This is a genomic window from Methanomassiliicoccales archaeon, assembly GCA_026394395.1.
Lineage (GTDB): Archaea > Thermoplasmatota > Thermoplasmata > Methanomassiliicoccales > UBA472 > UBA472.
Genome location: JAPKYK010000001.1, coordinates 297,587 through 319,589 on the forward strand (window position 1 = coordinate 297,587; position 22,003 = coordinate 319,589).

The following is a 22,003-nucleotide window of genomic DNA, read 5'->3' on the forward strand; positions in this document are numbered from 1 at the left end:
CCCGCAAACCCTTTCGGGGGATATTACGGTTGTGGACGCCACAGGCTTTCGGTCTGATTATCAGAAATGCTACATGTAATCGCATTAGGTTTAAAGCGACCTGTTGTTGGTCTTTCAGATTGATATGGCGACGCCAATCACGGTCGGGGAAAGAATAGTACTGCATCTGGCTCAATACACCAAGAACCAGAACGATTTCGACGCTCCCTTCGAGGTGAGCCAGGATGGCATCGGTGAGGCTCTGCGCATCTCCCGGGCCCACGCGGCCATAGAACTGAAGAAGCTCAAGGAGTCGGGCACGGTCGCGGAGAGGATATCCCATATAAGGGCTGGAGCGGTCAAACGGAAGGTGTACTTCCTCACCCAAACCGGCGAGGACAAGGCCCGCAACCTCAAGGACTTCGCCAACCGCCAGGGGATCGAGATAATGCCCCTGCTGGACCTCAAGAAGTGCAAGGGCGAAGAACTTTGGAACGGACTGAACCCCGAGCTCCGATCGCTGCTGGCCAAGGCCGTGGTGTTCCGAAAACCATTCAAGCGCTCCGCCCTGCCATCTTCCAACGTCAGTCTCCTGCCCGAGGACCGCGAGGGCATGGTGGATATCCCGCCGTCCCTGCGAAGCTCCATCCCCGTTCTCATGGAGAGGCCCGCGCTGAGGGAGGCGCACAGCTTCGCCGCCGACTACTGGCTGCAGGAAGGGGATTACGTCGAAAGGCTGTATCACCTCCTGCAGGCCAATCGGTCCATGGAAGCGCAGATGCTCCTGGCCAACCGAGGATGGCAGATGGCCCGTTCCTCAGGACCGGAGATGCTGGAGGCGCTCAAGGGGCTTGACCAGGTCATGCCACGCTACGCTCGCGAGGTCCGCAGGATCAAGGGGGAATCGGCCAGGCGGAACGGCGACACCCCCTACGGGCTCCAGGTGGCCGAAGATATGCTGCTGACGGGCGAGCAGGAGGAGATCGACGATGGGCTGGCCCTCAAAGGAAGGCTATTGCTGGCGGGCAGGCAGGTCCAGGAGGCCCTGGACCACCTAAAACAGGCTCAGGAAGGGCACCCGTCCCCCCTGCTGGATTGCGACATCGCCATGTGCTTGGGGCAGCTGGGGCAGAAGGAGGAGGCCATCAAACTGTTGGAATCGATCGGCCGGAAAGGGGGCATAGCCGACCCTGACCTCTTGGAGGAGGTGTACGCCCGCAAGGGCCAGGTACTGTCGTTACTGGGTCGCCAGGAGGAATCCATTGCCAACTACAGCAAGGCCTTGGGGCTGGCCCGTCCGGGGGACAAGCGGGACATCTACAAGGCCATGGCCGCCTGCTACGATGCGCTGGACATGAAGGAGAAGGCCAGGGAGTACTCCCGCAAGGCCTCCTCTAAAAAATAGGACTCTGCCGCAGCATGTCCAGGTCGGTGACGTACAGCTCTCGGATGTCCTTCAGGTTCCACTTGAGCATGGCCAGGCGCTCGAAGCCCAGTCCCCAGGCCAGCACCGGATACTTTATGCCCAGCGGACCGGCGACCTCAGGGCGGAACACCCCGGCGCCTCCCAGCTCCATCCAGGAACCGTTGTAGTAGATGTCCACCTCAAGCGACGGCTCAGTGTAGGGGAACGGGCCCGGCCGCACCCGCACCTTGTCGAACCCCATGCGGTGATAGAAGTCCTTCAGCATACTGACCAGCATGTCGAAGCTCGCCCCCTCCTCCATGATGATGCCCTCGATCTGCATGAACTCCGGCAGGTGGGTCATGTCGATGCTCTCGTTGCGGAAGATGCGGGAGATGGAGAAGATCTTCAGCGGGGGGTCAGGGTGCTCTGAAAGGTAGCGGACGCTGTTGACCGTGGTATGCGTCCTGAGCAAGGCCCTCTCGGCCTCCTCGCGGGACCAGGCGTAGCGCCATCCGGTGGACCCGGTGTCCCCGCCGTCCTCGTGAACGGCCTTTACCCGGCGCACCACCTCTTCGTTATCCAAAACCAGTCGGTTCGGGCTCTTGAGATAGAAGGTGTCCTGCAGATCGCGCGCGGGATGGTCCTGGGGCGTGAACAGGGCGTCCATGTTCCAGAAGGCCGGCTGCACGTACTCGTCGTCGACCTCGGTGAACCCCATCTGAATGAATATGCGGCGGACCTCGTCGGCCACCCTGGTCAAGGGATGCTTCTTGGCCGGGTACTGGCAAGGGGCGAACGTCCGAACGTCGTACTTGCGGAAGTTGACGCTCTTCCACTTGCCGGTCTGTAACAGTTCCGGCGTCAGCTGCGCCACCTCGTCTACCAGCTCCAGGCCAAGCGATACGATCTCCAGCCCGAGCTTGTTCAGGCAGAGGACGCGGGACACCACCAGCTTTTCCTGGAGAACGCCCTTGCGGGCCTTGAGCAGCTCCAGCGCCGCCGGTTCTGTCTCTCCTTCCAGAAGGTCCTTTTCTCCCAGCTTGTTCAGCAGGGCCTCGTCCGGCATCTCGACGTCCTGGAACTTCTTACCTTCATCGCTGAGGTGCAGCAGGGATTCCGCTCCGGACTTGTCCAGGCGGGCCAGCTTCTTCTTCATCAGCCAGCCGATGGCCATGGAGGACTCCTCCTTGCCCATGGCGGCCTCCAGGTCCTTGACGCCCAACGACCCGCCCTTCTGGGATATGATGGTCAGCGCACGCCTTTCCGGCACGCCCTTCTGCAGCAGCGCGCGGTCCTTCAGGCAATAGGCCTTGCGGGCGCTCTCCTCTATGTCCAAGGCGCCCTTGGACTGCAGCCAGGAGGCAGCGTTCATGACCTCCACCAGTTGCTGGAAGCCCCCTTCCTCGAAAACCTTCTCCGGCGGTGCCCTGCCCTCTAATCTCTGCAGGGTCACCAGCACCTTCTTCTCGGAATGGCTGAGACCTTCCAACACTTCGGCGGCCTTCATGGTGGGAGGAGATTTTGTCCAACGTATTAGACACTTATGGGCTTCCTTTACCCAAATTGCCGTTCCCCGACGGCCTCAGGGAGGACGTCATCACTCCTATCATGGAGATGACGGCGGAAATGATCAGAGAGGCGTGCATGCCGTCCACGAACAGCTGGGGGTCCAAGGTCCCGGAGCCGCCGCCCAGCGCCTCCATCACTTCCGGGGAGCCGAACATGGAAAGCGCCATGCCCATAATCACCAGGCTCAGGGACATGCCCACCGTCCTCATCAGGGAGATGGTCCCGCTGGCCAGGCCGAGCTGGTCCCGCCGGACGCAGCCCATGACCGCGCTGGTGTTCGGTGTGGAGAACAACCCCATTCCAACCCCTAGGAAGGCCAGCAGCGGGGCGATTTGCATCGGACCGGAGTCAAGGTCCAGGGTAAGCATGGACAACATGGCCACGGTAATGATGACCATTCCGCCGGTGGCCAGAGCCCGCGAGCCCAGCCGGTCCGACCCCCATCCGCTGATAGGAGCCACTATCGCCATGGTGACCGGGGTGATCAGTAGCACCATGCCGGTGGAAAGGATGGACATGCCCAGCACGCTCTGCATGTAGAAGGACATCATGAAACTGATGCTGTAATATGCCATGTAATTGAGGAACGCGGAGAGGTTGGCGGCGGCGAACAGCCGATTGCGCCGCACCAGTTCCAGTTCGAACATGGCCCATCCTTTCCTGCTCTTCTCGATGATCAGGAAGAGAGGCAGCAGAACCAGGGCCATAATTAGGAGCACTACTGGAAGGGGCGTGTCCCACCCCTGCTTCCCTCCTAGGGTCAATGATACCATCAGGGAGACCAAGGCCACGGAGAAGACTAGGGCCCCGCGCAGGTCGAAGGGCTTTTTTTCCTTAGCCGGTTCCGTCTCTTTCAGCCAAAAGAGAGCTAAAGTGACCACCAGTATGCCTATCGGCAGATTGACCAGAAAGATGGAGCGCCAGCCGAAGGCGTGCGTAAGTATGCCCCCCAGGGCCGGTCCTAGCGACAGGCCGGCGTAGACCGCCATGGTGTTGATTCCGAGAGCTCGTCCGCGTATGCTGGGCGGCACGGAATTGGTGATTATGGCAGTGGAGGTGGCCGTGATGAACGCACCGCCCACCCCCTGCAGGGCGCGGAAGGCGATCAGCTGGTCCCCGCTAGAGGACAGGCTGCACAGCAGCGAACCGAGGGTGAAGATGGCGAAACCGGCGACGAAGACCCGTTTCCGCCCATGCATGTCGGAGTAGCGTCCCACGGTCAGGAGCAGGACGGCCATGGCCACCAGGTAAGCGGCGGGGACCCAGATGGCCGCGCTCCCGTCCATGCCCAGGTCCTTGGTTATCGTGGGGAGCGAAACGCTCACGATGGTGCTGTCCAGCGTGCCCATCAGCGAACCGATGCAGGCTACCAGCATCACCTTTCCCAGGTATCCCTGGAAAAGTTCGCTACGGGCCATCCGCCACCTTCCCGGTCTTCCGCCAATCAAAACCCTTGCCCGGTACTCCCTTTATGTCCAGTACCGGCGTTCCCAGGAAGGCGTCCAGGCCCTGCACCCGGAGCACCCTCCCTTTTCTCTCCAGCAGAGTGACCCGGCTGAGCCCGAGCGGGTTGGGGCGACGGGGGCTGCGGGTGCAGAACACGCCCATCTTCGGATTTTGCGGATCGCTCCTCGGATGGACCAGCGGATCGAAGCCCTCGCTGCGGTCAAAGACGAAGATTACGTCCAGCTCCCTCATCTGCTCGATGCGGTAAAGACCTTCCTCGAACTCCGGAAGGACCTCTATCTCGGAGATGCCATAGTCCTCGACCGAGGACACCTGACCTATGGGGATCATTTGGTAGGGAGCAGATATTCGTGGAGGTGCTCTTTGGCCTCCTTCCTCTTCCTCTGATGCTCTTCCAGGAACGCGTTTATCCTCTGGGTCAGCAGCTGCTTGCACTCTCCGCACAGAATCTCCCCCTTGCGGCACTTTTCGGCCAAAACGTCCAGCGCCTTGTCGTCCTTCTCGAACAGGTAATACTCGTATTTGAACACGGAGCACACTTCCGGGCGCCCTCCCAGCTTGCGCTGCTCCTCCACCGAGACCTGCCCGCCGGTGAAGGCGTTGTCGATCTTCTTCTTGACCTCCTTGGGCTTGTCGGTGGTGAATATGGTGGTCTGCGGCTGGGACGAGGACATCTTGTCCGTGCCGGCCAGCCCGGGGAACATTTTGTTGTAGATGAGGGTCGGCTTGGGATATCCTAACAACGGTGCGACGTCCCTGGCCACCCGGAAGTGGGCGTCCTGGTCGATGCCGCAGGGGATGAGGCATGGCGTCTTCTTCCCGTATAAGGCGTCCTCGATGAAGCAAGGGGCAGCCTGGATGCTGGTGTAGAAGATGCTGCCGATGTTGTGGCTGTTATCGAATCCGAACACGGCCTTGGCCGTGGAGAAGGTCACGCGCTTGGCGACCTTGAGCGCAAGAGGGTAGAGTAGCTTGATATCCTCGGTGTCCACGATGATCTTGGTGTTCTCCGGCTGGAAGCCGAGGGCGATGAAGTCCAGGGCGTTCTCGTAAGCGGCCTTCCGGGTGTCCTCCAAGTTCAGGTTCTCGTTGAAGAGATACTTCTCGTCGTCGGTCAGCTGGAAGTACATGTTGACCTTGAACAGGTCCTGAAGATAGCGGTTGAGCATCCAGGGCATGAGATGCCCCAGGTGGGTCCCTCCGGACGGCCCCCGGCCGGTGTAGAGGAAGAACTTCTGCCCCTTGTCGTAAAGGTCCAGCAACCATTCCAGGTCCCTATGTGAGTAAACGACCCCGCGGCGCAGCATGGGGTGCAGCTCTCCGTAGCCCGCCAGACGGTCCAGCAGCTCCTGGTCTATCTTCTTGGTGCCGAAGCGGACGATGAGCTGATCGTAATCGATGTCCCCGGTGACCTCCCATGGGGTGACCTTGAAGTCGTCGTTCATCTTCTTCCGGCCGCAGGAACGGTTTACTGGTTCAAAAGGATTGTTGATGTTTGGCGGCCTCGCTCTGAGCCAGCTCCCGGGCGCGGTTGAGGAACCTCGCCAGGTTGGTCGTCCCGCAAGGCCGGATCACGTGCTTCAACCCCAGCTCTTCCGCGAACTGGCGCGAGAGCCCCTCGTACTTCTCCGCCTCGCCCACCGCGGTGTCTACGTAGGCGCATAGCTCGTAGTTCTCGAAGAGCATGTCCAGGAAGTACTTCGGCTCATACCCCTGATCGACCATGGCGTCGAGGTGCAATTCCTTGACCGCGCCCTCGATGCCCCTGAGCGCCCATCCAGGAGTATTGAACCAGGTGCCCCCACACAGCCGTTTCTGCCGCTCGTACTCCACAGGGCCGAGTATTGCGGCGATGCAGTCGTCCCCTTCCAGCATGACCGTAGGTACCTTGAGCTTGGAGGTGATGCCCGACAATGATTGGCAGACGGCGTACCCCAGGAAGACGGCATCGGCCTGTCCTGTCAAGGCGTCAACCTTGTCCTGTACCTTGGCCCGCAGCTCGTCGACGTTGATGTGCAAAGCGAACTCCAGGTATTCCTTGTGCACCACGTCGTCCCAGCCTTCAGTGAGCTTCTCCAGTTCCGGTTTGAGTATCTCGCAGGCGATTATGGCCAGGCGGCCCCTTCCGTTGGGGGTAGAGGTCGCCCCGTCCAAATTAATCCCTCCGGGACAAGCGGAACAGGCGCTCCAGGTATTCCGCGGTCATGTTCCAGTCCTTGCAATCGACTATAGAGTCGAATATGGGGTTCTCGTCGTCCAGGGTCCACATGTGCTCGGGCGCCGGGGAATCGAAATGGATCACCATCATGCGATAGCCCCCTTTCTTGCTCGCATCGCTCTTGGGACTGGAAACGACCGAGGCCCCGTAATCGTTGGGGAAGCGGTAGATTTTATGAAAGCGGTTCCCTTCCATGCAGCCGCAGGGGCATTTGGCATTCAGGTCGATGACGTAGGGGTCGAAGTCCAAATCGCTACCTCACATGATATTTGAAACTTGCCAAGGCCGGTCCGAGCGGTTCGGTCAGGCGAGTCGCTTTTCGTTAAAACGCATAACTATCTGATATGTCTTCCGAAGATAACAATAATTTTATAAACTTAATAAGGTAGTAATGATTACTATTATGAATTCGTACCCTTCCCGATGGACCAAGCAGATGAAGGTCGTGGTCGACATCGTCTATGACGCCCAGGCTCCGGTCACCGCGGACCATGTATACGAAAGCGCCAGGAGCGTCCTTCCCCGCATTAGCCTGGGGACCGTGTACCGCAACCTGAACCGGCTGGTGCAGTCCGGGCTCATATCCGAGTCCAAGGTCGGCGCGGTGCAGTGCTTCTTCTCCCACCCTTATTCCAACACCCATCTGGAATGCAAGGTTTGCGGCCGGCTGTTCAACGTCAGCTACGAACTGCAACTGGGGCAGGTAGCCAGGGAGACCGGGCTGCGGTTGGAGGGGTATGAGCTACGATTGAAAGGCCTATGTAAGGAGTGTGCCTCGAAATGCATATAATGGAGGGTTATCTGGACATCTATTGGTGCTTGTTCTGGGCCTTGCTAGCGCTGCCCTTCCTGATTTACGGGTTCTACTCCATCAGGAGGATGCTGAGGGAGGACCCGGGGCAAAAGACGGTCCTGGCATTGTCCGGGGCGTTCATCTTCGTTCTTTCCTCTCTAAAGATGCCTTCGGTTACCGGTTCCTCATCCCATCCCACTGGAACCGGATTCTCCACTATGTTCTATGGTGTCGGCGTGACCTCCATCCTTTCTCTCATCGTGCTGATATTCCAGGCATTACTGCTAGCGCATGGCGGCCTGACCACCCTCGGTGCAAATGTGTTCTCCATGGGCATTGCTGGCCCTCTGGTCGCCTTCCTGGTATTCAAAGCCCTGACCAAGGCTGGCGCATCCACTCCGGTGAAGGTGTTCATCACAGTTTTCATCGCGGACCTCATGACCTACGTTATGACCTCCATCGAATTGGCGCTGGCCTTCGGCCCGTTCACTGATTCTTTTATAAGCTTCATGTCGATCTTCGCCATAACCCAGATACCCCTGGGAATCGTGGAAGGCATACTCTTCACCATTTTCATCGACTACCTGGAAAGGGCCAGGCCAGACCTAACGGAAAGGATATTCCCTAAAAAGAGGGGGACTGAAGCTGAATCGTAATTACTATTATTTTCTGGGTTTCGTCGCCATCGCCATGATATTGGTCGCAGCCATAATTTTGAACCCGTCCTCTGATTTCGGAGGCACTGACGACAGCGGCGGAAAGACGATAGGTAAGATCGACCCGAACTATGAGCCGTGGTTCCACAGTCTGTGGGAGCCCTCCGGCGAAACGGCGACGCTGCTGTTCTGCCTGCAGACAGCCATAGGCGCCCTGGTGATCGGATATTTCATCGGTGTCACCCATCAGAGGAATTTGACCGTCAACAAGGAACAGGGAAAGGAGTAAGGGATGTTCGAACTCGACGAGCTTGCATACCGGTCCGCATGTTTGAAGTGGTCCCCCACTGGCAAGTTCGTTTTCGTTCTGACCCTGCTGATATCCTCGCTCCTATCCAAGTCCCTGTTGGTGCCCATAGTGATAGCGGTCATCGGCATCGTCCTGCTGGGATATTCCATCCGCTTCAGATTCCCCAAGATCATAGGTATCATTTTGCTGGACGCTATAGGAATGATGATCCTGGGTGCGATCATCATAGCCGCGGTCACGCCCGGGGACACCATATACAACCTAGACCTATGGCTGTTCCAGATTGATTTCTCGAATGCTGGAATATTCATCGCTACCCTGGTCACAATGCGGGCGTTGGCCGGTATGAGCGTCATGCTGTTCTTCGCCACCTCCACCCCCATTCCCTACTTCGCGGACATGCTGGTCCGGATGAAGGTGCCGAAGGAGTTCGCCGAGCTCATGACCTTGGTCTACCGCTATTCCTTCATGCTGTTCGACGAACTGGAAAAAATGTATCTGGCAGCCCAGTGCCGGCTCGGTTTCCGGGGCAAGATGAACTCCCTGCGCACCTACGCCAAGATGCTTACCGGGATGTTCATCCGGTCCATCGAGACGGCGGAGAGGCAGAACATCGGCATGCAGTGCCGCAACTATCAGAGCAGCGTCAGCATGTTACGAGAGCCAAAAGGGATCACCTACGCCTGGGGCATCGTCAGCGTCATCGCCTTCCTGGGGCTGTTCCAGCTCAACTTAATGTGCGTCCACGTCGGATTACTGTTGGGGTAGATCGATGAGCAGGACCTTGGTCGAATGTCAGAACGTCAGCTTCGAATATCCCAACCGAGGCCAGGCCCTGCGCGACATCTCCCTCAGCATCGAGGAGGGGAAAAAGACCGCCATAATCGGCCCCAACGGCGCCGGCAAGTCCACTCTGTTCCTGCATTTCAACGGCGTGCTGAAACCCAAATCAGGCCAGGTGCTGTTCCAAGGCCAACCGATCGTCTACCGCAACAAGGAGCTCAGCCAGCTGCGAAAGGAGGTGGCGGTCATACTGCAGAACCCGGACGACCAGATATTCTCGGCCACAGTGGAGGAGGACGTGGCCTTCGGTCCCCTGAACCTGGGGCTGCCCCGGGACGAGGTAGAGGCCCGGGTGGACGAGGCGCTGTCATTGGTCGACATGTCCCACATACGAGAACGACCGTCGCAGCAGCTGTCCTTCGGACAAAGGAAACGGCTTGCGCTGGCCGGTGCCCTGGCCATGCGCCCTAAGGTGCTAATAATGGACGAGCCGACCGCGGGCCTGGACCCGCACATGGTGCAGGAGGTCCTAGAGCTCACGGAGGAGCTGCACATGAAAGGCATAACGCTCATCATGTCCACCCACGAGATGGAGGTGGCCTACTCCTGGGCCGATGACTTCAAGGTCGTGCACCAGGGGCGGCTGATGTTCTCGGGTGGGGCGGACGAGCTGTTCGCCAACCGCACCTTGCTAGAGCTTTTGGGCTTCCAAGCCCCGCCGGTCTACCGCATGAACGAGGAGATGGTCAGGTCCGCGCTCATGTCCGTGGAGCCGGTGCCGAGGAATATGACCGAGATGAGATTGAAGATCAGCCACATGAACCGCCGGCCTATCGGCGGCATGCACATCAAGGAGGTGGACCAAGACCGTATCCCGACCATACTGGAAGTGCACGGACTGATCTCCCAGGGGAAGGTGGTGGGATACTACGGTTCCACGGCCAAGCACCTGCTGGCCAGCACCCTGCCCACCGACGTGAGGCTGCCGGGATTGACCGAATGCTTGGACAAGATGATCGACGGCCGGGAGGCGGTGCTGTACGCCGAACCTAAGCTGATGCCCTTCATCGAGCATCATATTAATAATTTAGCTCGAAAGCATCATTCCCGCATCGAAGTGACCCGCGATTGAGGTCGACCCCAGCTGTGATTTCGTACGATGAACAGGGCTTAACGATTGCCTTATAAACACTTGATTGATTCAAAACATAGCACAGCAAAGATGGAGGGTCAGAAGATGAATCTGGGATTGGGAATCGACACCGGAGGAACTTACACTGACACGGCGCTGATCGACCTGAGCAACGGCAAGGTCCTGGTCAAGGCCAAGGCCCTGACCACCAGGAACGACCTGAGCATAGGCATCTCCGGTTCCATAAAGAACCTTGGGCAGATACAGTTCCAGGACATTCGCCTCGTATCGCTATCATCCACCCTGGCCACCAACTCCGTGGTCGAGGGGAAGGGGTGCCGGGTGGCGCTCATTATAGCCGGCGAGGAGTACAAGGAGAGCGTGCCGGTCGAGCACGTCATCCAGATACAGGGCGGTCACACCATCCGGGGCAAGGCCATCTGCGACGTGGACCTGGCCGCGGCCAAGGACTTCATCCAGGGCATCGCCGACCAGATCGACGCCGTGGCGATATCCACATTCTTCAGCGTGCGCAACCCCGAGCACGAGATCGCTCTAAAGGAGATGATCTCCAGCAACTGGGGCATTCCCGTGGTCTGCGGCCACGAGCTGTCCACGCAGCTGGGGTTCTACGAACGCACGCTTACCGCGGTGCTCAACGCCAAGCTCATCCCGATCATGGCCGACCTTCTTCAGTCGGTCAAGAAGGTGCTCAAGGAGAACGCCATAGCCGCTCCGTTGATGATCGTCAAGGGTGACGGTTCGCTGATGGGCGAACAGATGGGCATCGAGCGCCCGGTCGAAACGATATTGTCTGGACCGGCGGCAAGCCTGGTGGGGGCCAGGAACCTGACGGGCGAGGACGAGGGTGTGGTCGTGGACGTCGGTGGGACCACCACGGACATCGGGGTGCTGCGCGGCGGCAAACCTCGTCTGGACCCAGAAGGAGCTATCATTGGCGGCTGGCGCACCAGGGTCAAGGCCGCAGACATATCCACGTCCGGCATCGGCGGCGACAGCCGGGTGGTCATCGTCAACGAGAACATCGTCCTGGGCGCGCTGCGGGTTATGCCGCTGTGCATCGCCTCCAGCCAATACCCGAGAGTGAAGGAGGCCCTGGTCAAGGCCAAGGGGCTCAAGCAGACCCCCCCGGCCACGCACATCGCCCTGGAGAACATATTGCAGGCCGACGAGCTGTTCATCTTCTCCCGCCTGGCCAAGGGCTACGAGCTCTCCGAGAGCGAGAAGGTCCTGGTGGACCAGATCAAGGAGCAGCCCAAGACCTTGCACGAGATCTCCGAAGCGACCAAGGTGCACCCGTACAGCTACAACGTGCGCAAACTGGAGGAGCTGGGAATAATCACTCGCATCGGTTTCACCCCCACCGACGCCCTGCACGCCTCCGGCGAGTACGTGGAGTACGACGCCGAGGCCTCGAAGATCGCTGCGGAATACCGTGCCAGGCTGTGCGGGATGGAGGTCAAGGAGTTCTGCGCCGCGGTCAAGGAGGCGGTGATACAGAAGATCGCCCGGGAGATCATCTACCGTCTGGTCTACGAGGATACTGGCAAGATGTCCCATTGCGAGGTCTGTGACTCCTTCTACGAGAAGATGATCACCCACCGTGCAGGTATCGACTACTCCGCGGACATCCGGGTTCACAAGAACATCATAGGTATCGGCGCACCCATCGCCGCCTACCTGCCATCGGTGGCCGAGAGGTTGCACACCAGTCTGCTCATGCCCCAAAACTCGGACGTAGGGAACGCCGTCGGAGCGATCACTGGCAGCATAATGGAGTCCGTGGAGGTGCTCATAAAACCAAAGCCCGGTCTCGGGGTCATGGAGGACCCGCCCTGCAGCCTGCACTCCCAGGCCGAGATGAGGGAGTTCGAGACCGTCACCGAGGCGGTCACCTATGCCAGTTCGTGGGGTGACATCATAGTACGTCGCATGGCCTCGATGGCCGGTGCCGACGAGATCGAAGTAGTCGTGGAGAACAACCGTATCATGGGCCAGATCGGTAAAACATGGGGCGAGGGGCTGCTGCTGGAGGTTCACTTGAAAGTGACGGCGGTAGGCAAGCCCCGTATGTACTTCGAGGTGGAGCATGAGTCAGACGAGTTCGATTGACCTAGCCATTTGCAGCGGCTTCAGTCCCGGGGCCCGGGTCCTGCGAGCTGCAGTCAGAGAGCTGGCCAAGGAAGAGGGCATCCGCGTCGTCACCATAGCCCCCGCCCTGGCCGGAATTCCGAAGGCCGTGGAGGAGATGCGCTCCCTGCAGGAACGGAAGGTCATCGTTGTCGATGGCTGCGAAGGGGGATGCGGCCTACAGGTCCTCAACCGCTTCGAGGTGCTGCCATCATCCATCGTCATGATCGAGAAGCATTTCAACGTCACCAGGAAAGGCATCGATAAGGCGAAGGAGCAGATCCGCCAGGCCATCAAGGAGGTGCGCGGTTGAGGAAGGGGGTCATCGTCTGCGGGGCCAACGGGGAGAGGGGCTACCTTCTAGAGAAGGTGACGGAATCCTTCGCCAAGGGCAACATGGACAAGGTCATCCAGTTCTCGGTGTGCACCGTGGGCCTCAGCCCGATAATGCTGGAGATGGGCGGGGTGGACATGGGCACCCTGGTCACCGTCAACGGTTGTCGTAACCGCTGCTGCGACCGGCTGATGGAACAGAACGAGTTGAGGATAGGGAAGTCCGTGACCGTCGACGATCACGTCCAGCGGAAGCTCAGGCCTTGCCAGTTCACCTCAGACTTCGACTTCGAGGAAGCGACCGAGGACGAGGTGTCGGCGATGGTCAAAGCCATGGAAGAGGCTATACGCTGATTAGCGGTTCTTCTTCCAGCCTTGCTGATTATAATAATCCTTGACGACCGAGGTGACGTGCTGGGAGATCTGGCGCTCCCTCAGGTCTCCCCGGATGTGCGGGGCTTCCTTGAAGTAGAACTCGTAATCGCACTTGGCGCAGCGGACCTTGGGGCAGTTGTTCATGACCTCGGCGCAGCCTCGGCAGGCGAAGGTGCGGGCGTAGGTGATAGAGAACTCGAAGCCGCAGTTAGGGCACTTGAACTTGCGGATGGAGTCGACGGTGTTGCGCGAGAACCCCTGGGCCCTCATGGCCTGATAGTACGTGTCCATGCTCAACCCCCGTGATGCGCCGCGCTCTTCTCCTTATCGTAGGAGTCCTTGATGATCTGGAACTTCACTCCGTGCTTCTTGGCCAGGTCCTCCAGGACACCCATGGTCTGCTCGCGCACCTCCGGGTCCCAGATGCCATGGACGATCACGTGCACGATGACCTCGGCCTTCTCTATGGTATCGTTCTTCAGCTGCTTGGTGATGTTGACCTTCATGTTCTGATGTATGAGGGAGAAACCTACAGTGGAGCCATCGTCCACCATCATGAACGCCTTTACATGTCCTACCAGGTCGGCACCGTGGTGCAGGCAGGCGTCCGTGGTCTTGATGAGCAACTCTTCGATGAACGAGATCGCCCTATCTGCCGAAGCTCCCTTACCAAAGTCGGTCTTCATATGCAAAGAGAATTTACCAAGCTCGTCCACCGCCCGGTGCATTTCTAGATGTAGGTCATCGTCCTCATCCAGTTCCGTCATTGGGTCTTACCCCCGTAGTCCCTCTTGAGCATCTCCTTCTCACAGGACTCATCGTAGCGAGGAGATGTCCTGATCTCGATCAGGTCGGCCGCTTCTCTAACTCCTTCGTTGTTCCTTCCCGAACCGAACATAATCTCAGCCTTGGGGTTGATGGATCTGGAGAACTGAACCGACAGATCGATCTTCTCCTGGGTGGCGCTGTCAATCTTGTTGATGAAGACCACATCGGCCTCGCGTATCTGCGTCTCGACAAGGCGGCGAACTGAATGCATTAGCTCCTCGATCCTCAATGCGTCCACCAAGGTGATAACCGGCGCGTGGACGATGGTCTCATCCATCTCCTCCTCGGAATACTCGGCGGCGCGCTTCAATCCCCACGGGATGGCCACTCCCGACGGTTCTACAATAATGAGGTCAGGATGGAACGTTTTCTGCAACACTGCGATGGTGTTGGCAAAATTGCCAGCTATCTGGCAGCAAATGCATCCACCCGATATCTCCTTGGCTTTCAGCCCATACATCTCAACTATCCTGACATCTACGTTGATCTCGCCTACATCGTTGACGATGATGGCGATCTTATGGCCGCGGTCCACCAGAATCTTGGCCAACTCTATGAGGAAGGTGGTCTTGCCGCTTCCCAGAAAACCTGCGACCTGAGCGATCTTCATCAGTTCACCAGTATGTTCGGAAATCAAGTTCCAAGTATGAATAGGTTGTTAAAAAATGAAAAGGAAAAGGTTTGAAGGTGATGGCCGAAGCCATCGTTCAGCACTTAACCTGACCGTACTGCTTGACGGTGTTCACGCACTCCTTGATGTTCTCCAGGCGGGTGGTTACCGACGGAGGCACTTCGCAGCCGGAGGCAACAACGTACCTGGACTTCAGGCCGCGGGCGCACAGGGCCGTCTTGACCTCCTGGCATAGGTTCATGGTGGTCTTCTGCATCTTCTCCTGGCTCCACCTGATGAAGCCCTGAGGGTCGATATTTCCGGCCACCAGGCAGTTGTCCGCGAAGCCCTTCCCGATGGTCTCCGTCGGAGACGGGGAACCGGGTATCAGCGGGTAATAGGCCATGGAGTAGATGGCCGGCTTCATTTTCTTGATTTGGGTGTCCAGATGGGGCAGGTCGGCGCAGTTGTGGATGCAGTTGGCCATCCCTTCCTTGGCCACCAGCTCGTTCAGCGAGCCAGCGTACTTGTGCTGTCCCTCGAACTCGTCGTACTCCTGGTCGCCCAAACAGGAGTAGGAGCCCCAGAGGTAGTCCCATACCAGTCCGGCAGGTTTCGCCTTTGCCATACCCTTCACCATCTCCTTGTCGAACTCGGTGATAGTGGCGAGCGCCTTGTGCACTGCGGAGCGGTTGTTGTACATATCCATGAAGACCTTCTCCGCGCTGGCTGACTGCGTCAGCACCAGCAGTGGTCCCTCTACAAACCCGGCGGTGATGGTCTCGTTCTTCAAGGCGTCCACCCACAGTCTGGTCCCCTCAAGGAGAACTCCCGAGCGGCCTTTGGTCACATCAGGCACTTTGAGCTTTTCATAGTCCTCTGGCCCCTTGATCGCCGGGACATCAACGAACGGGGTGTTCTGCTCGTCCATCCTGACATGCGCACCCAGATCCCCGGCCATGACCGACAAATCCACCAGACCGATGGTGAAATCGAAGTCGAAGTACTTCTGCCCGGAGATGAATCCCTGAGCGAGCTTCTTGGGGTCGGAACACCAATCCCTGTACAGCATCTTGCCGTCCCCGACCGTCCGGCGGCAAACGCCGCAGGCGATAGGGTATACCGGCAGCCTGTCAACCGGCTGGTTAGTCAGGGCTGCCATGCACCTCTCTTGATGTTTCATTGTGTCAGTCATCTTACATCGCCCCCTTGACCTTCTTGACCGCTTCCTGGGCATTGATGGCGTGCATGTCCGCCCCGATGTCATCCGCGAACGGTTGGGACGTCGGCGCACCACCGATGATGATCTTTACCTTCGTGCGGTCCCCGTTCTCGATCAGTCCGTCGACCACGGCCTTCATGCCGTCCATTGTGGGCGTCATCAAGGTGCTCATGGCAATCAGGTTGGCCTTCTCTTTCTTAACAGAGTTCACGAAGTTCTCGATCGGAACGTCCCTCCCGAAGTCGTGCATGTCCAGACCGGCGGCGGTCAGCATGGTCTTGACGATGTTCTTGCCGATATCATGAACATCTCCCTCGATCACGCCAATGACACCGACCCTCTTCTTGTCGCTATCTGCCTTCGGGATATGAGGAAGCAGAACGTCCAGACCACCATACATTGCGTTGGCGGCCAGCAACACCTGGGGCAGGAAGAATTCGTGTTTTGCGTACTTATCCCCGACAATCGTCATTCCCTTCACGAGCCCATTGTCGATGGCGTCCAAAGCTTTGACGCCTCCGGCCAAGGCATCCTTGGCGAATTTTATGGAGTCGGCCTTGTTGCCAGTGATGACAGCCTTCTCCAATCCAGCCAAAATATCCTTTCCTTGCATTTGTTCAACACCTCTCCACTTACCAAATTATGGTAATAATTACAAACGCAGATGGGGATATAAACTATCGTTATGGATGGTTTATCCATCCAATATTGAATGCCCCTGTCGATGAAAAAGAAGGGATTTCGAAAAACAGGAATAGGAATTATTCCTATTACTGGACATATGGAGAAAACAATTAAATAATAAAATAAAAAACGAAAAAACCTTTATTATCGTATCGGATTCCGATGAAAGTTGGGGTAGATCCATCCAATGTCAATTAGCGACCGTCGCCCAGCTCTTTTCGATCTTGAGGTGGTGCGCCTTCCACGTTTCGATGCCGCCGTCTAGAACGCGGACATCGTGGAAGCCCATCTCATTCAATTGGTATACGACCCTTACGCAACGCTTGCCGACCTTGCAATAGACCAGCAGAGAAGTGTCCCGGTCCATCCTTTCGAGGCTGAACCTCAAGGAGTCGACGGGGACGTTCCTGGGCCCCTCAATCCTCTCGTTGCGATACTCCTCGGGGTTCCACACGTCCAGCAATACGTATTCGCCGTTCTCGACCTTCTCTAAAAGCGGAATGAACTCCTGAGCGGAGACGTGGGTCGCCTTTCTTTGCGCATCATGCTCCCTGGAACCCGTATCTTGATGACGGGATAGATTATCTTATCGTTCTCCGAGTAACGATTATCTATCACCGGCTGCGTATCTCGCACGAAATGACCCTGAATGAAGGAGTGGTAAAGGAGATGGCCGCCATTGTGGGCGAGGAGAACTGCTCCACCAGAATCGCGGACCTCTACACCTACGGCTTCGACTCATCCATCCACCATCACAACCCGGACGTGGTAGTGCGTCCCAAGAGCACGTCGGAGGTCTCCGCACTGGTAAGATTGGCGGCCAGGGTGAGGATTCCCGTGGTGCCCCGAGGCGGAGGCACCGGTCTTTGTGGCGCGGCAGTGCCCATCGCCGGCGGCATGGTCATGGACCTCACCCGCATGAACGAGATCAAGGAGGTCAGGGTGAACGACCTCTATTGCGTGGTCCAGGCCGGCGTAGTATACGACCGACTGAACGAAGCGCTTGCCCCTCACAAGTTCTTCTTTCCCCCCTCGCCAGGGAGCGGCGAGGCCTGCACCATCGGAGGCATGGTGGCCACCAACGCCTCGGGAATGAGAGCGGTGAAGTACGGTGCCACCCGCGACTACGTGCTCGGCCTGGAGGTAGTCCTGGCCGACGGCTCGGTCATGCACACTGGAACGAGAACGATAAAGAACTCCTCCGGGTACCAGCTGGAACGTCTCTTCGTAGGCAGCGAGGGAACGCTAGGAATAATCACCGAGGTCACCCTCAAGGTCGCCCCAAAGCCCAAGAAGGCGGCCATGGTGCTGGCGGCCTTCGACCGCCTGGAGGACGCCGGGGCCTGCGTCTCCAACCTGATATCCATCCCCCTCATCCCGTCGGCCACCGAGCTGATGGATGACATCTGCATCCGGGCGGTCAACAAGGCATTAAATGCCGGGCTGCCCGACGTCCAGGCCCTATGCATGATCGAGGTCGACGGGGAGCCGGAGATCGTGGCCAAGGAGCTGAAAGTGGTCGAGGACGTGGCCCGCCGAAGCGGCGCCTCCACGGTGCAGATATCCGACGACGCCAAGCAGATGGCCAGATGGACCAGCGCCCGCAAGTCGGTGATGTCGGCGCTCAGCCGGCTGGGAGACGACCTGGTGTCCGTCTCACTCGCGGACGACATGGCAGTGCCCATATCCAGGATACCTGAGGCGGTGGTGGCGTTCCACCGCATAGCCGAGGAGAACCAGGTGATAGTCGGTACCTACGGACACGCCGCCGACGGCAACCTGCACACCAAGATGCTGCTCAACCCCTGCTCGGAGGACGCCTGGAGGAGGGGAGAGAGGGCTGTCGGTCAAATTTTCGATAAGGTCATCTCCCTCGGAGGAACGGTGACCGGGGAGCACGGGGTGGGCATGACCAAAGCGCCTTACATGATGAAGGAGCGGCCGGACGCCTGGAGGACCATGCTGACGTTGAAAAGAGCGCTGGACCCCCAGAACATCCTGAACCCGGGAAAGATGATGCAGTGGGAGGGCGGGATCATCCGCGACCTGCGCTACCCCTGCCGGGACCTTTGCACCCCTAAATGATCCCCCATCCGATGAACAGGGGGATGGCGGTGGCCACCACGGCAACGAGCCAGGCCGCTTTGCTCCAGCTGAACACCTTTTTGCCGTCCAGCGGTCCAAACGGTATCAGGTTGAACCCGGCCAGGAAGAGGGACAGCACCCCGACCAGGTTGAAGGCGAAGGACCAGATGCCCATTTCGGGGAAAAGGAGCCACAGGGCAATGAAGATCGTGCCGAATACGATGTTGGTGGCTGGTCCGGCTATAGATATCAGGCCGTTCTGCTTGCGGTTGATGCGCCCTTGGATGTAGACCGCTCCCGGGGCGGCGAAGAGGAAGCCCAGGAAAGCGAAGACGATAGCGAATAACAGACCAGTAGGGTACATGCGGAACTCCGCCCAAGCCCCGTAGTGCTGGGCCACGAACTTGTGGGCCAGCTCATGCAGGAGGAATCCGGTGACGGATACCACGACCGAAACCCCGAGGGCGAACATCCAGTCTAGGGCGGTGTATTCCCCGATGTCCCCGAAGGCTCCTCCCAGCAGAACTATGGTGAAGGCGGCGGTCAGAGCAGCCACGCTGATCAGGATCTGCCTTATCTCCACCTTGCTAAAGTGGATGCGTCCGTAGTTATGCGGGATTATCAGGTTCCCGTACTCGTCGTACATCTCGACGGCCCACTGCATCCCCTCATAGATAAAAGTTATCCGCCGACGCCGCGGTCGATGGCAAGGTTGAAGTACCTAGGGGAAGGATAGCTTCCGAAAATGAAGAGATACCAGCACGGAAAAGTGATTTTCGGGTGGTGCGACACCTGCGGGACCCTGGTCCTAGGCGACAAATGCGGCAAATGCGGCGGTCCGGGCAGAGATTTCGAGGTGTCCGCCCCCGGCGACATACGTCCCTGCTTCGGAAAGGGCGTCGATACGGTGGCCAACCTCTTCCTCAAGCACTTCGGTACCGCCGGGGTGCTGCGCACTCGGAACCTGTTCCTGAACAAGGTGGCCGGGGAGGACCGCACCGACGAGATCGTGCTGGATGGACGGGTGATCGGCGTCCTGCGCTTCGAACTGATCAAGAACGACTTCTCGCTGGAGCTGAAGGCGGAGGGCGCCGCCCTGATGGCCAAAGCGGCCAGGAAAGGCCTGGTCAAGGCCCATCGACCGCCAGGCCACCTCAAGGGAAAGAAGCTGAACGGGGCGGACGTGATCGAGACGCTGGGCGAGTTCCAGGCCGGGGACCCGGTCGTGGTGGTCATGGGCAACAACGTGGCCGCCGGGGAAGCCCGAACGGATTCCGCCCACGTCAAGGAGGACGAGAAGGTCATCCACCTCCGGGACGTGGGCAAGGCCGACATCCCCTTCCCCCTGGTATCCGCCTCCTGGGAGGACTTCGTTAAAGCTAACAAGAATCATCTCCAGGCCTTGGAATCGAGCGCGGTCAGCGACATCCGCTCCTTCATCAATAATACGAAGCTGCCCATCACCCTATCCTTCTCCGGAGGAAAAGACTCGCTGGCCTGCTATGGCCTGGCCAAGAAGGCCCTGAAACGCTTCGACCTGCTCTTCGTGGACACCGGCCTAGAGTTCCCGGAGACGGTGGAGTACGTGCAAAACTTCGCCCAGGCCAGAAAGGAAAGGTTAAGGGTGGCTAGTGCTGGGAACGCCTTCTGGGAGCAGGTAGGCTCCTTCGGCCCTCCGGCCAAGGACTTCCGCTGGTGCTGCAAGGTGTGCAAGCTGGGGCCATTGACCTCCATGATCGAGGCTCACTTCCCCCAGGGAACGGTCACCATCGAAGGCAACCGGGCCTTGGAGTCCTTCGCCCGCTCGGAGATAGGCTTCGTGGAGCGCAACCCCTTCGTCCCCAACCAGACCGTGCTGAACCCCATTAGGCACTGGACGGCCGCGGAGGTCTGGGGCTACATCTGGCTCGAGGAGCTGGAATACAACCCCCTGTACGAGAACGACTTCGAGCGCATCGGCTGCTACCTGTGCGCCTCCTGCCTGGGCAGCGAGTGGAAGGCCACCGGCGAACTGCACCCGGACCTGCACTCGGAGTGGGAAGCCCAATTGAACGAATGGGGAGAGAAGGTGGGCGTGTCGCCCGAGTTCGTCCGTTACGGGTTCTGGCGCTGGAAATCGCTGCCGCCCAAGATGAGGTTGGTGGCCGAGGAACTGCACATGAAGGTGCCGCAAATGAGGAGCGATAGCATGGAACTGAGGATCTCCAAAGGAGCCAGCCCCTGCGTGGCCGGGGGCTTCTCCATGGAAGGTGTGCTGACCGTGCCGCACAAAAGGGACTTCTCCCAGGTGGCCGAGGTCCTGAAGACCGTGGGCAAGGTGAAGTACTCCCCGGAGTTCGAGGTTGTGATGGTCAAGACCAGGGACGGGACGCTCAAGATGTTCGGCGGCGGGCACATCTCCGCCATCGCCCCGACCAAGGAGGGGACCGAGAAACTGTTCCGCGCTGGCGCCGAAGCTTTCCTCAAAGGGCAGATGTGCACCAACTGCCGCATCTGCGAGCGCAACTGCAAGTTCGGAGCCATCACCGCCGATGGGCAGCTCAGGGTGGACGAATACAAGTGCCGACAGTGCGGGAAATGCGCGGAGGCCTGCGTCGTGGCCCATTACTACGACAAGCTGGTGGACGCTGGAAAAGGAAAACCGGCCTACGCAGGCGTTAAATAATCGGACGTTAGTGAGGCGACCCGGACATGGATTGGCAGATGATGATCGCCGCGGCCCTGGGCATAGGGCCGGCCCTGACGCTGATGTTCTGGACCCTGAAGGACTTCACCTACCCTGCAGTCGACAGGCCGTTCTTCGACGACCGCAAGCTGTTCCTGATGCTGGCGGTGGGCATGGTCCTCGGCGTCGTCATATACGTGGTCCAATCCTACTTCTATCTGGGCTACCTGCTGTTCGCCCTGTTGTTCGCCGTGTTCGAGGAGCTGATCAAGCTGATCATACTCAACATGCCCCAGTTCAGCCAGAAGTTGGACACTTCCTTCTACGGTTACGCCCTGGGCCTAGGCATAGGCAGTACCATGGGCTTTGGGACCGTCTTCTACACCATGCAGCAGTCCGGGGACATGGGGATCGAGGTCTGGGCCACGGTCTTCCTTATTGCCGTCCAGCTGGTGATGCTTCATGCCTCCAATGGGGCCATGATCGGCGCCGGAGCCGCCCGGGGAGAGATGTGGGGATACTTCGCCCAAGCCTGTCTGTTGCACATCGGTTACAATCTGCTCATGGCCGTGCCGCTGAACGTGGACAATATCTACATCGCCTGGGCCGGGGTCATTCTGGCCACGCTGCTGACGGTGTACTTCTACCTGCAGATACACCGTCACGTGCTGCCAGCCATGGTGAAAGAAGCGCTCGACCATATGAATAAGGCGAAAGCTTGAATAATCCAACCAT

Annotated in this window: 25 protein-coding genes; 12 read left to right on the top strand and 13 right to left on the bottom strand. The window is 58.7% G+C overall.

The annotated features are described in order from the left end of the window. Positions 1 to 124 precede the first annotated feature (124 nt). Positions 125 to 1,384 carry a tetratricopeptide repeat protein gene (locus NT131_01570; GenBank protein MCX6650337.1) on the top strand — a complete coding sequence of 420 codons (1,260 nt, stop codon included), beginning with the start codon at positions 125 to 127 and terminating at the stop codon, positions 1,382 to 1,384. On the opposite strand, the gene NT131_01575 is transcribed toward NT131_01570, so the two are convergent. From NT131_01575 to NT131_01600, 6 genes are read right to left on the bottom strand one after another with little or no spacing between them, the layout of a single operon-like run. Further along, positions 1,374 to 2,894 carry a phenylalanine--tRNA ligase subunit alpha gene (locus NT131_01575; GenBank protein MCX6650338.1) on the bottom strand — a complete coding sequence of 507 codons (1,521 nt, stop codon included), beginning with the start codon at positions 2,892 to 2,894 and terminating at the stop codon, positions 1,374 to 1,376. The genes NT131_01570 and NT131_01575 overlap by 11 nt on opposite strands. Before the next feature lie 34 nt (positions 2,895 to 2,928). Then, complete coding sequence (locus NT131_01580) at positions 2,929 to 4,374, bottom strand: MFS transporter (GenBank protein ID MCX6650339.1); 1,446 nt, start codon at positions 4,372 to 4,374, stop codon at positions 2,929 to 2,931. Beyond that, on the bottom strand, positions 4,364 to 4,753 hold the full coding sequence (tsaA, locus tag NT131_01585) for a tRNA (N6-threonylcarbamoyladenosine(37)-N6)-methyltransferase TrmO (protein MCX6650340.1): 390 nt from the start codon (positions 4,751 to 4,753) through the stop codon (positions 4,364 to 4,366). The genes NT131_01580 and tsaA overlap by 11 nt, the downstream gene beginning before the upstream one ends. Continuing rightward, positions 4,750 to 5,868 carry a tryptophan--tRNA ligase gene (locus tag NT131_01590; protein MCX6650341.1) on the bottom strand — a complete coding sequence of 373 codons (1,119 nt, stop codon included), beginning with the start codon at positions 5,866 to 5,868 and terminating at the stop codon, positions 4,750 to 4,752. The genes tsaA and NT131_01590 overlap by 4 nt, the downstream gene beginning before the upstream one ends. A gap of 31 nt (positions 5,869 to 5,899) precedes the next feature. Further along, a complete protein-coding gene (locus NT131_01595) occupies positions 5,900 to 6,577 on the bottom strand; it encodes a DUF1638 domain-containing protein (GenBank protein ID MCX6650342.1) in 678 nt (225 codons plus the stop codon). A 1-nt stretch (position 6,578) separates the two neighbouring features. Then, positions 6,579 to 6,890, bottom strand: coding sequence for a hypothetical protein (locus NT131_01600; GenBank protein MCX6650343.1), 312 nt, complete (start codon positions 6,888 to 6,890; stop codon positions 6,579 to 6,581). A 154-nt stretch (positions 6,891 to 7,044) separates the two neighbouring features. On the opposite strand from NT131_01600, the gene NT131_01605 reads away from it, so the two are divergent. The 8 genes from NT131_01605 (at position 7,045) to NT131_01640 (ending at position 13,153) form a co-directional block, all read left to right on the top strand. Continuing rightward, positions 7,045 to 7,431, top strand: coding sequence for a transcriptional repressor (locus NT131_01605; GenBank protein ID MCX6650344.1), 387 nt, complete (start codon positions 7,045 to 7,047; stop codon positions 7,429 to 7,431). Continuing rightward, positions 7,422 to 8,090, top strand: a complete 669-nt coding sequence (locus NT131_01610) for an energy-coupling factor ABC transporter permease (GenBank protein ID MCX6650345.1) — start codon at positions 7,422 to 7,424, stop codon at positions 8,088 to 8,090. Before NT131_01605 ends, NT131_01610 begins: the two co-directional genes overlap by 10 nt. A gap of 28 nt (positions 8,091 to 8,118) precedes the next feature. Continuing rightward, positions 8,119 to 8,379 carry an energy-coupling factor ABC transporter substrate-binding protein gene (locus tag NT131_01615; protein ID MCX6650346.1) on the top strand — a complete coding sequence of 87 codons (261 nt, stop codon included), beginning with the start codon at positions 8,119 to 8,121 and terminating at the stop codon, positions 8,377 to 8,379. Between the two features lie 3 nt (positions 8,380 to 8,382). After that, positions 8,383 to 9,168 (top strand): cobalt ECF transporter T component CbiQ, encoded by a 786-nt coding sequence (gene cbiQ, locus NT131_01620; protein ID MCX6650347.1) that lies wholly within the window; start codon positions 8,383 to 8,385, stop codon positions 9,166 to 9,168. Between the two features lie 4 nt (positions 9,169 to 9,172). Then, a complete protein-coding gene (locus NT131_01625; protein ID MCX6650348.1) occupies positions 9,173 to 10,315 on the top strand; it encodes an ABC transporter ATP-binding protein in 1,143 nt (380 codons plus the stop codon). Positions 10,316 to 10,420: 105 nt separating this feature from the next. Beyond that, a complete protein-coding gene (locus tag NT131_01630) occupies positions 10,421 to 12,448 on the top strand; it encodes a hydantoinase/oxoprolinase family protein (protein MCX6650349.1) in 2,028 nt (675 codons plus the stop codon). Next, positions 12,426 to 12,779, top strand: a complete 354-nt coding sequence (locus NT131_01635; protein MCX6650350.1) for a hypothetical protein — start codon at positions 12,426 to 12,428, stop codon at positions 12,777 to 12,779. The genes NT131_01630 and NT131_01635 overlap by 23 nt, the downstream gene beginning before the upstream one ends. Beyond that, the gene (locus NT131_01640) at positions 12,776 to 13,153 is read left to right on the top strand and encodes a hypothetical protein (GenBank protein ID MCX6650351.1); all 378 of its coding nucleotides are present in this window, start codon (positions 12,776 to 12,778) and stop codon (positions 13,151 to 13,153) included. Before NT131_01635 ends, NT131_01640 begins: the two co-directional genes overlap by 4 nt. Here NT131_01640 and NT131_01645 read toward each other — a convergent pair whose 3' ends face one another. From NT131_01645 to NT131_01670, 6 genes are all read right to left on the bottom strand, one after another. Further along, positions 13,154 to 13,465 (bottom strand): hypothetical protein, encoded by a 312-nt coding sequence (locus NT131_01645; GenBank protein ID MCX6650352.1) that lies wholly within the window; start codon positions 13,463 to 13,465, stop codon positions 13,154 to 13,156. A gap of 2 nt (positions 13,466 to 13,467) precedes the next feature. Then, the gene (locus NT131_01650) at positions 13,468 to 13,941 is read right to left on the bottom strand and encodes a hypothetical protein (GenBank protein MCX6650353.1); all 474 of its coding nucleotides are present in this window, start codon (positions 13,939 to 13,941) and stop codon (positions 13,468 to 13,470) included. Beyond that, a complete protein-coding gene (locus tag NT131_01655) occupies positions 13,938 to 14,639 on the bottom strand; it encodes a hypothetical protein (protein ID MCX6650354.1) in 702 nt (233 codons plus the stop codon). The genes NT131_01650 and NT131_01655 overlap by 4 nt, the downstream gene beginning before the upstream one ends. Positions 14,640 to 14,709: 70 nt before the next feature. Next, positions 14,710 to 15,807, bottom strand: coding sequence for a uroporphyrinogen decarboxylase family protein (locus NT131_01660; protein MCX6650355.1), 1,098 nt, complete (start codon positions 15,805 to 15,807; stop codon positions 14,710 to 14,712). Between the two features lies 1 nt (position 15,808). Beyond that, positions 15,809 to 16,447, bottom strand: coding sequence for a corrinoid protein (locus NT131_01665; GenBank protein ID MCX6650356.1), 639 nt, complete (start codon positions 16,445 to 16,447; stop codon positions 15,809 to 15,811). 261 nt (positions 16,448 to 16,708) lie between these two features. Beyond that, the gene (locus NT131_01670; protein MCX6650357.1) at positions 16,709 to 17,020 is read right to left on the bottom strand and encodes a rhodanese-like domain-containing protein; all 312 of its coding nucleotides are present in this window, start codon (positions 17,018 to 17,020) and stop codon (positions 16,709 to 16,711) included. 137 nt (positions 17,021 to 17,157) lie between these two features. On the opposite strand from NT131_01670, the gene NT131_01675 reads away from it, so the two are divergent. Then, positions 17,158 to 18,603, top strand: a complete 1,446-nt coding sequence (locus NT131_01675; GenBank protein MCX6650358.1) for an FAD-binding oxidoreductase — start codon at positions 17,158 to 17,160, stop codon at positions 18,601 to 18,603. On the opposite strand, the gene NT131_01680 is transcribed toward NT131_01675, so the two are convergent. After that, positions 18,596 to 19,267 carry a hypothetical protein gene (locus NT131_01680; protein ID MCX6650359.1) on the bottom strand — a complete coding sequence of 224 codons (672 nt, stop codon included), beginning with the start codon at positions 19,265 to 19,267 and terminating at the stop codon, positions 18,596 to 18,598. The two genes, NT131_01675 and NT131_01680, sit on opposite strands and share 8 nt — an antisense overlap. Before the next feature lie 81 nt (positions 19,268 to 19,348). Between NT131_01680 and NT131_01685 the strand changes: the two genes are divergently transcribed. Then, positions 19,349 to 21,268 (top strand): phosphoadenosine phosphosulfate reductase family protein, encoded by a 1,920-nt coding sequence (locus NT131_01685; GenBank protein MCX6650360.1) that lies wholly within the window; start codon positions 19,349 to 19,351, stop codon positions 21,266 to 21,268. Positions 21,269 to 21,294: 26 nt separating this feature from the next. Further along, positions 21,295 to 21,990, top strand: a complete 696-nt coding sequence (locus tag NT131_01690) for a hypothetical protein (protein MCX6650361.1) — start codon at positions 21,295 to 21,297, stop codon at positions 21,988 to 21,990. The last annotated feature ends 13 nt before the right edge of the window (positions 21,991 to 22,003 follow it).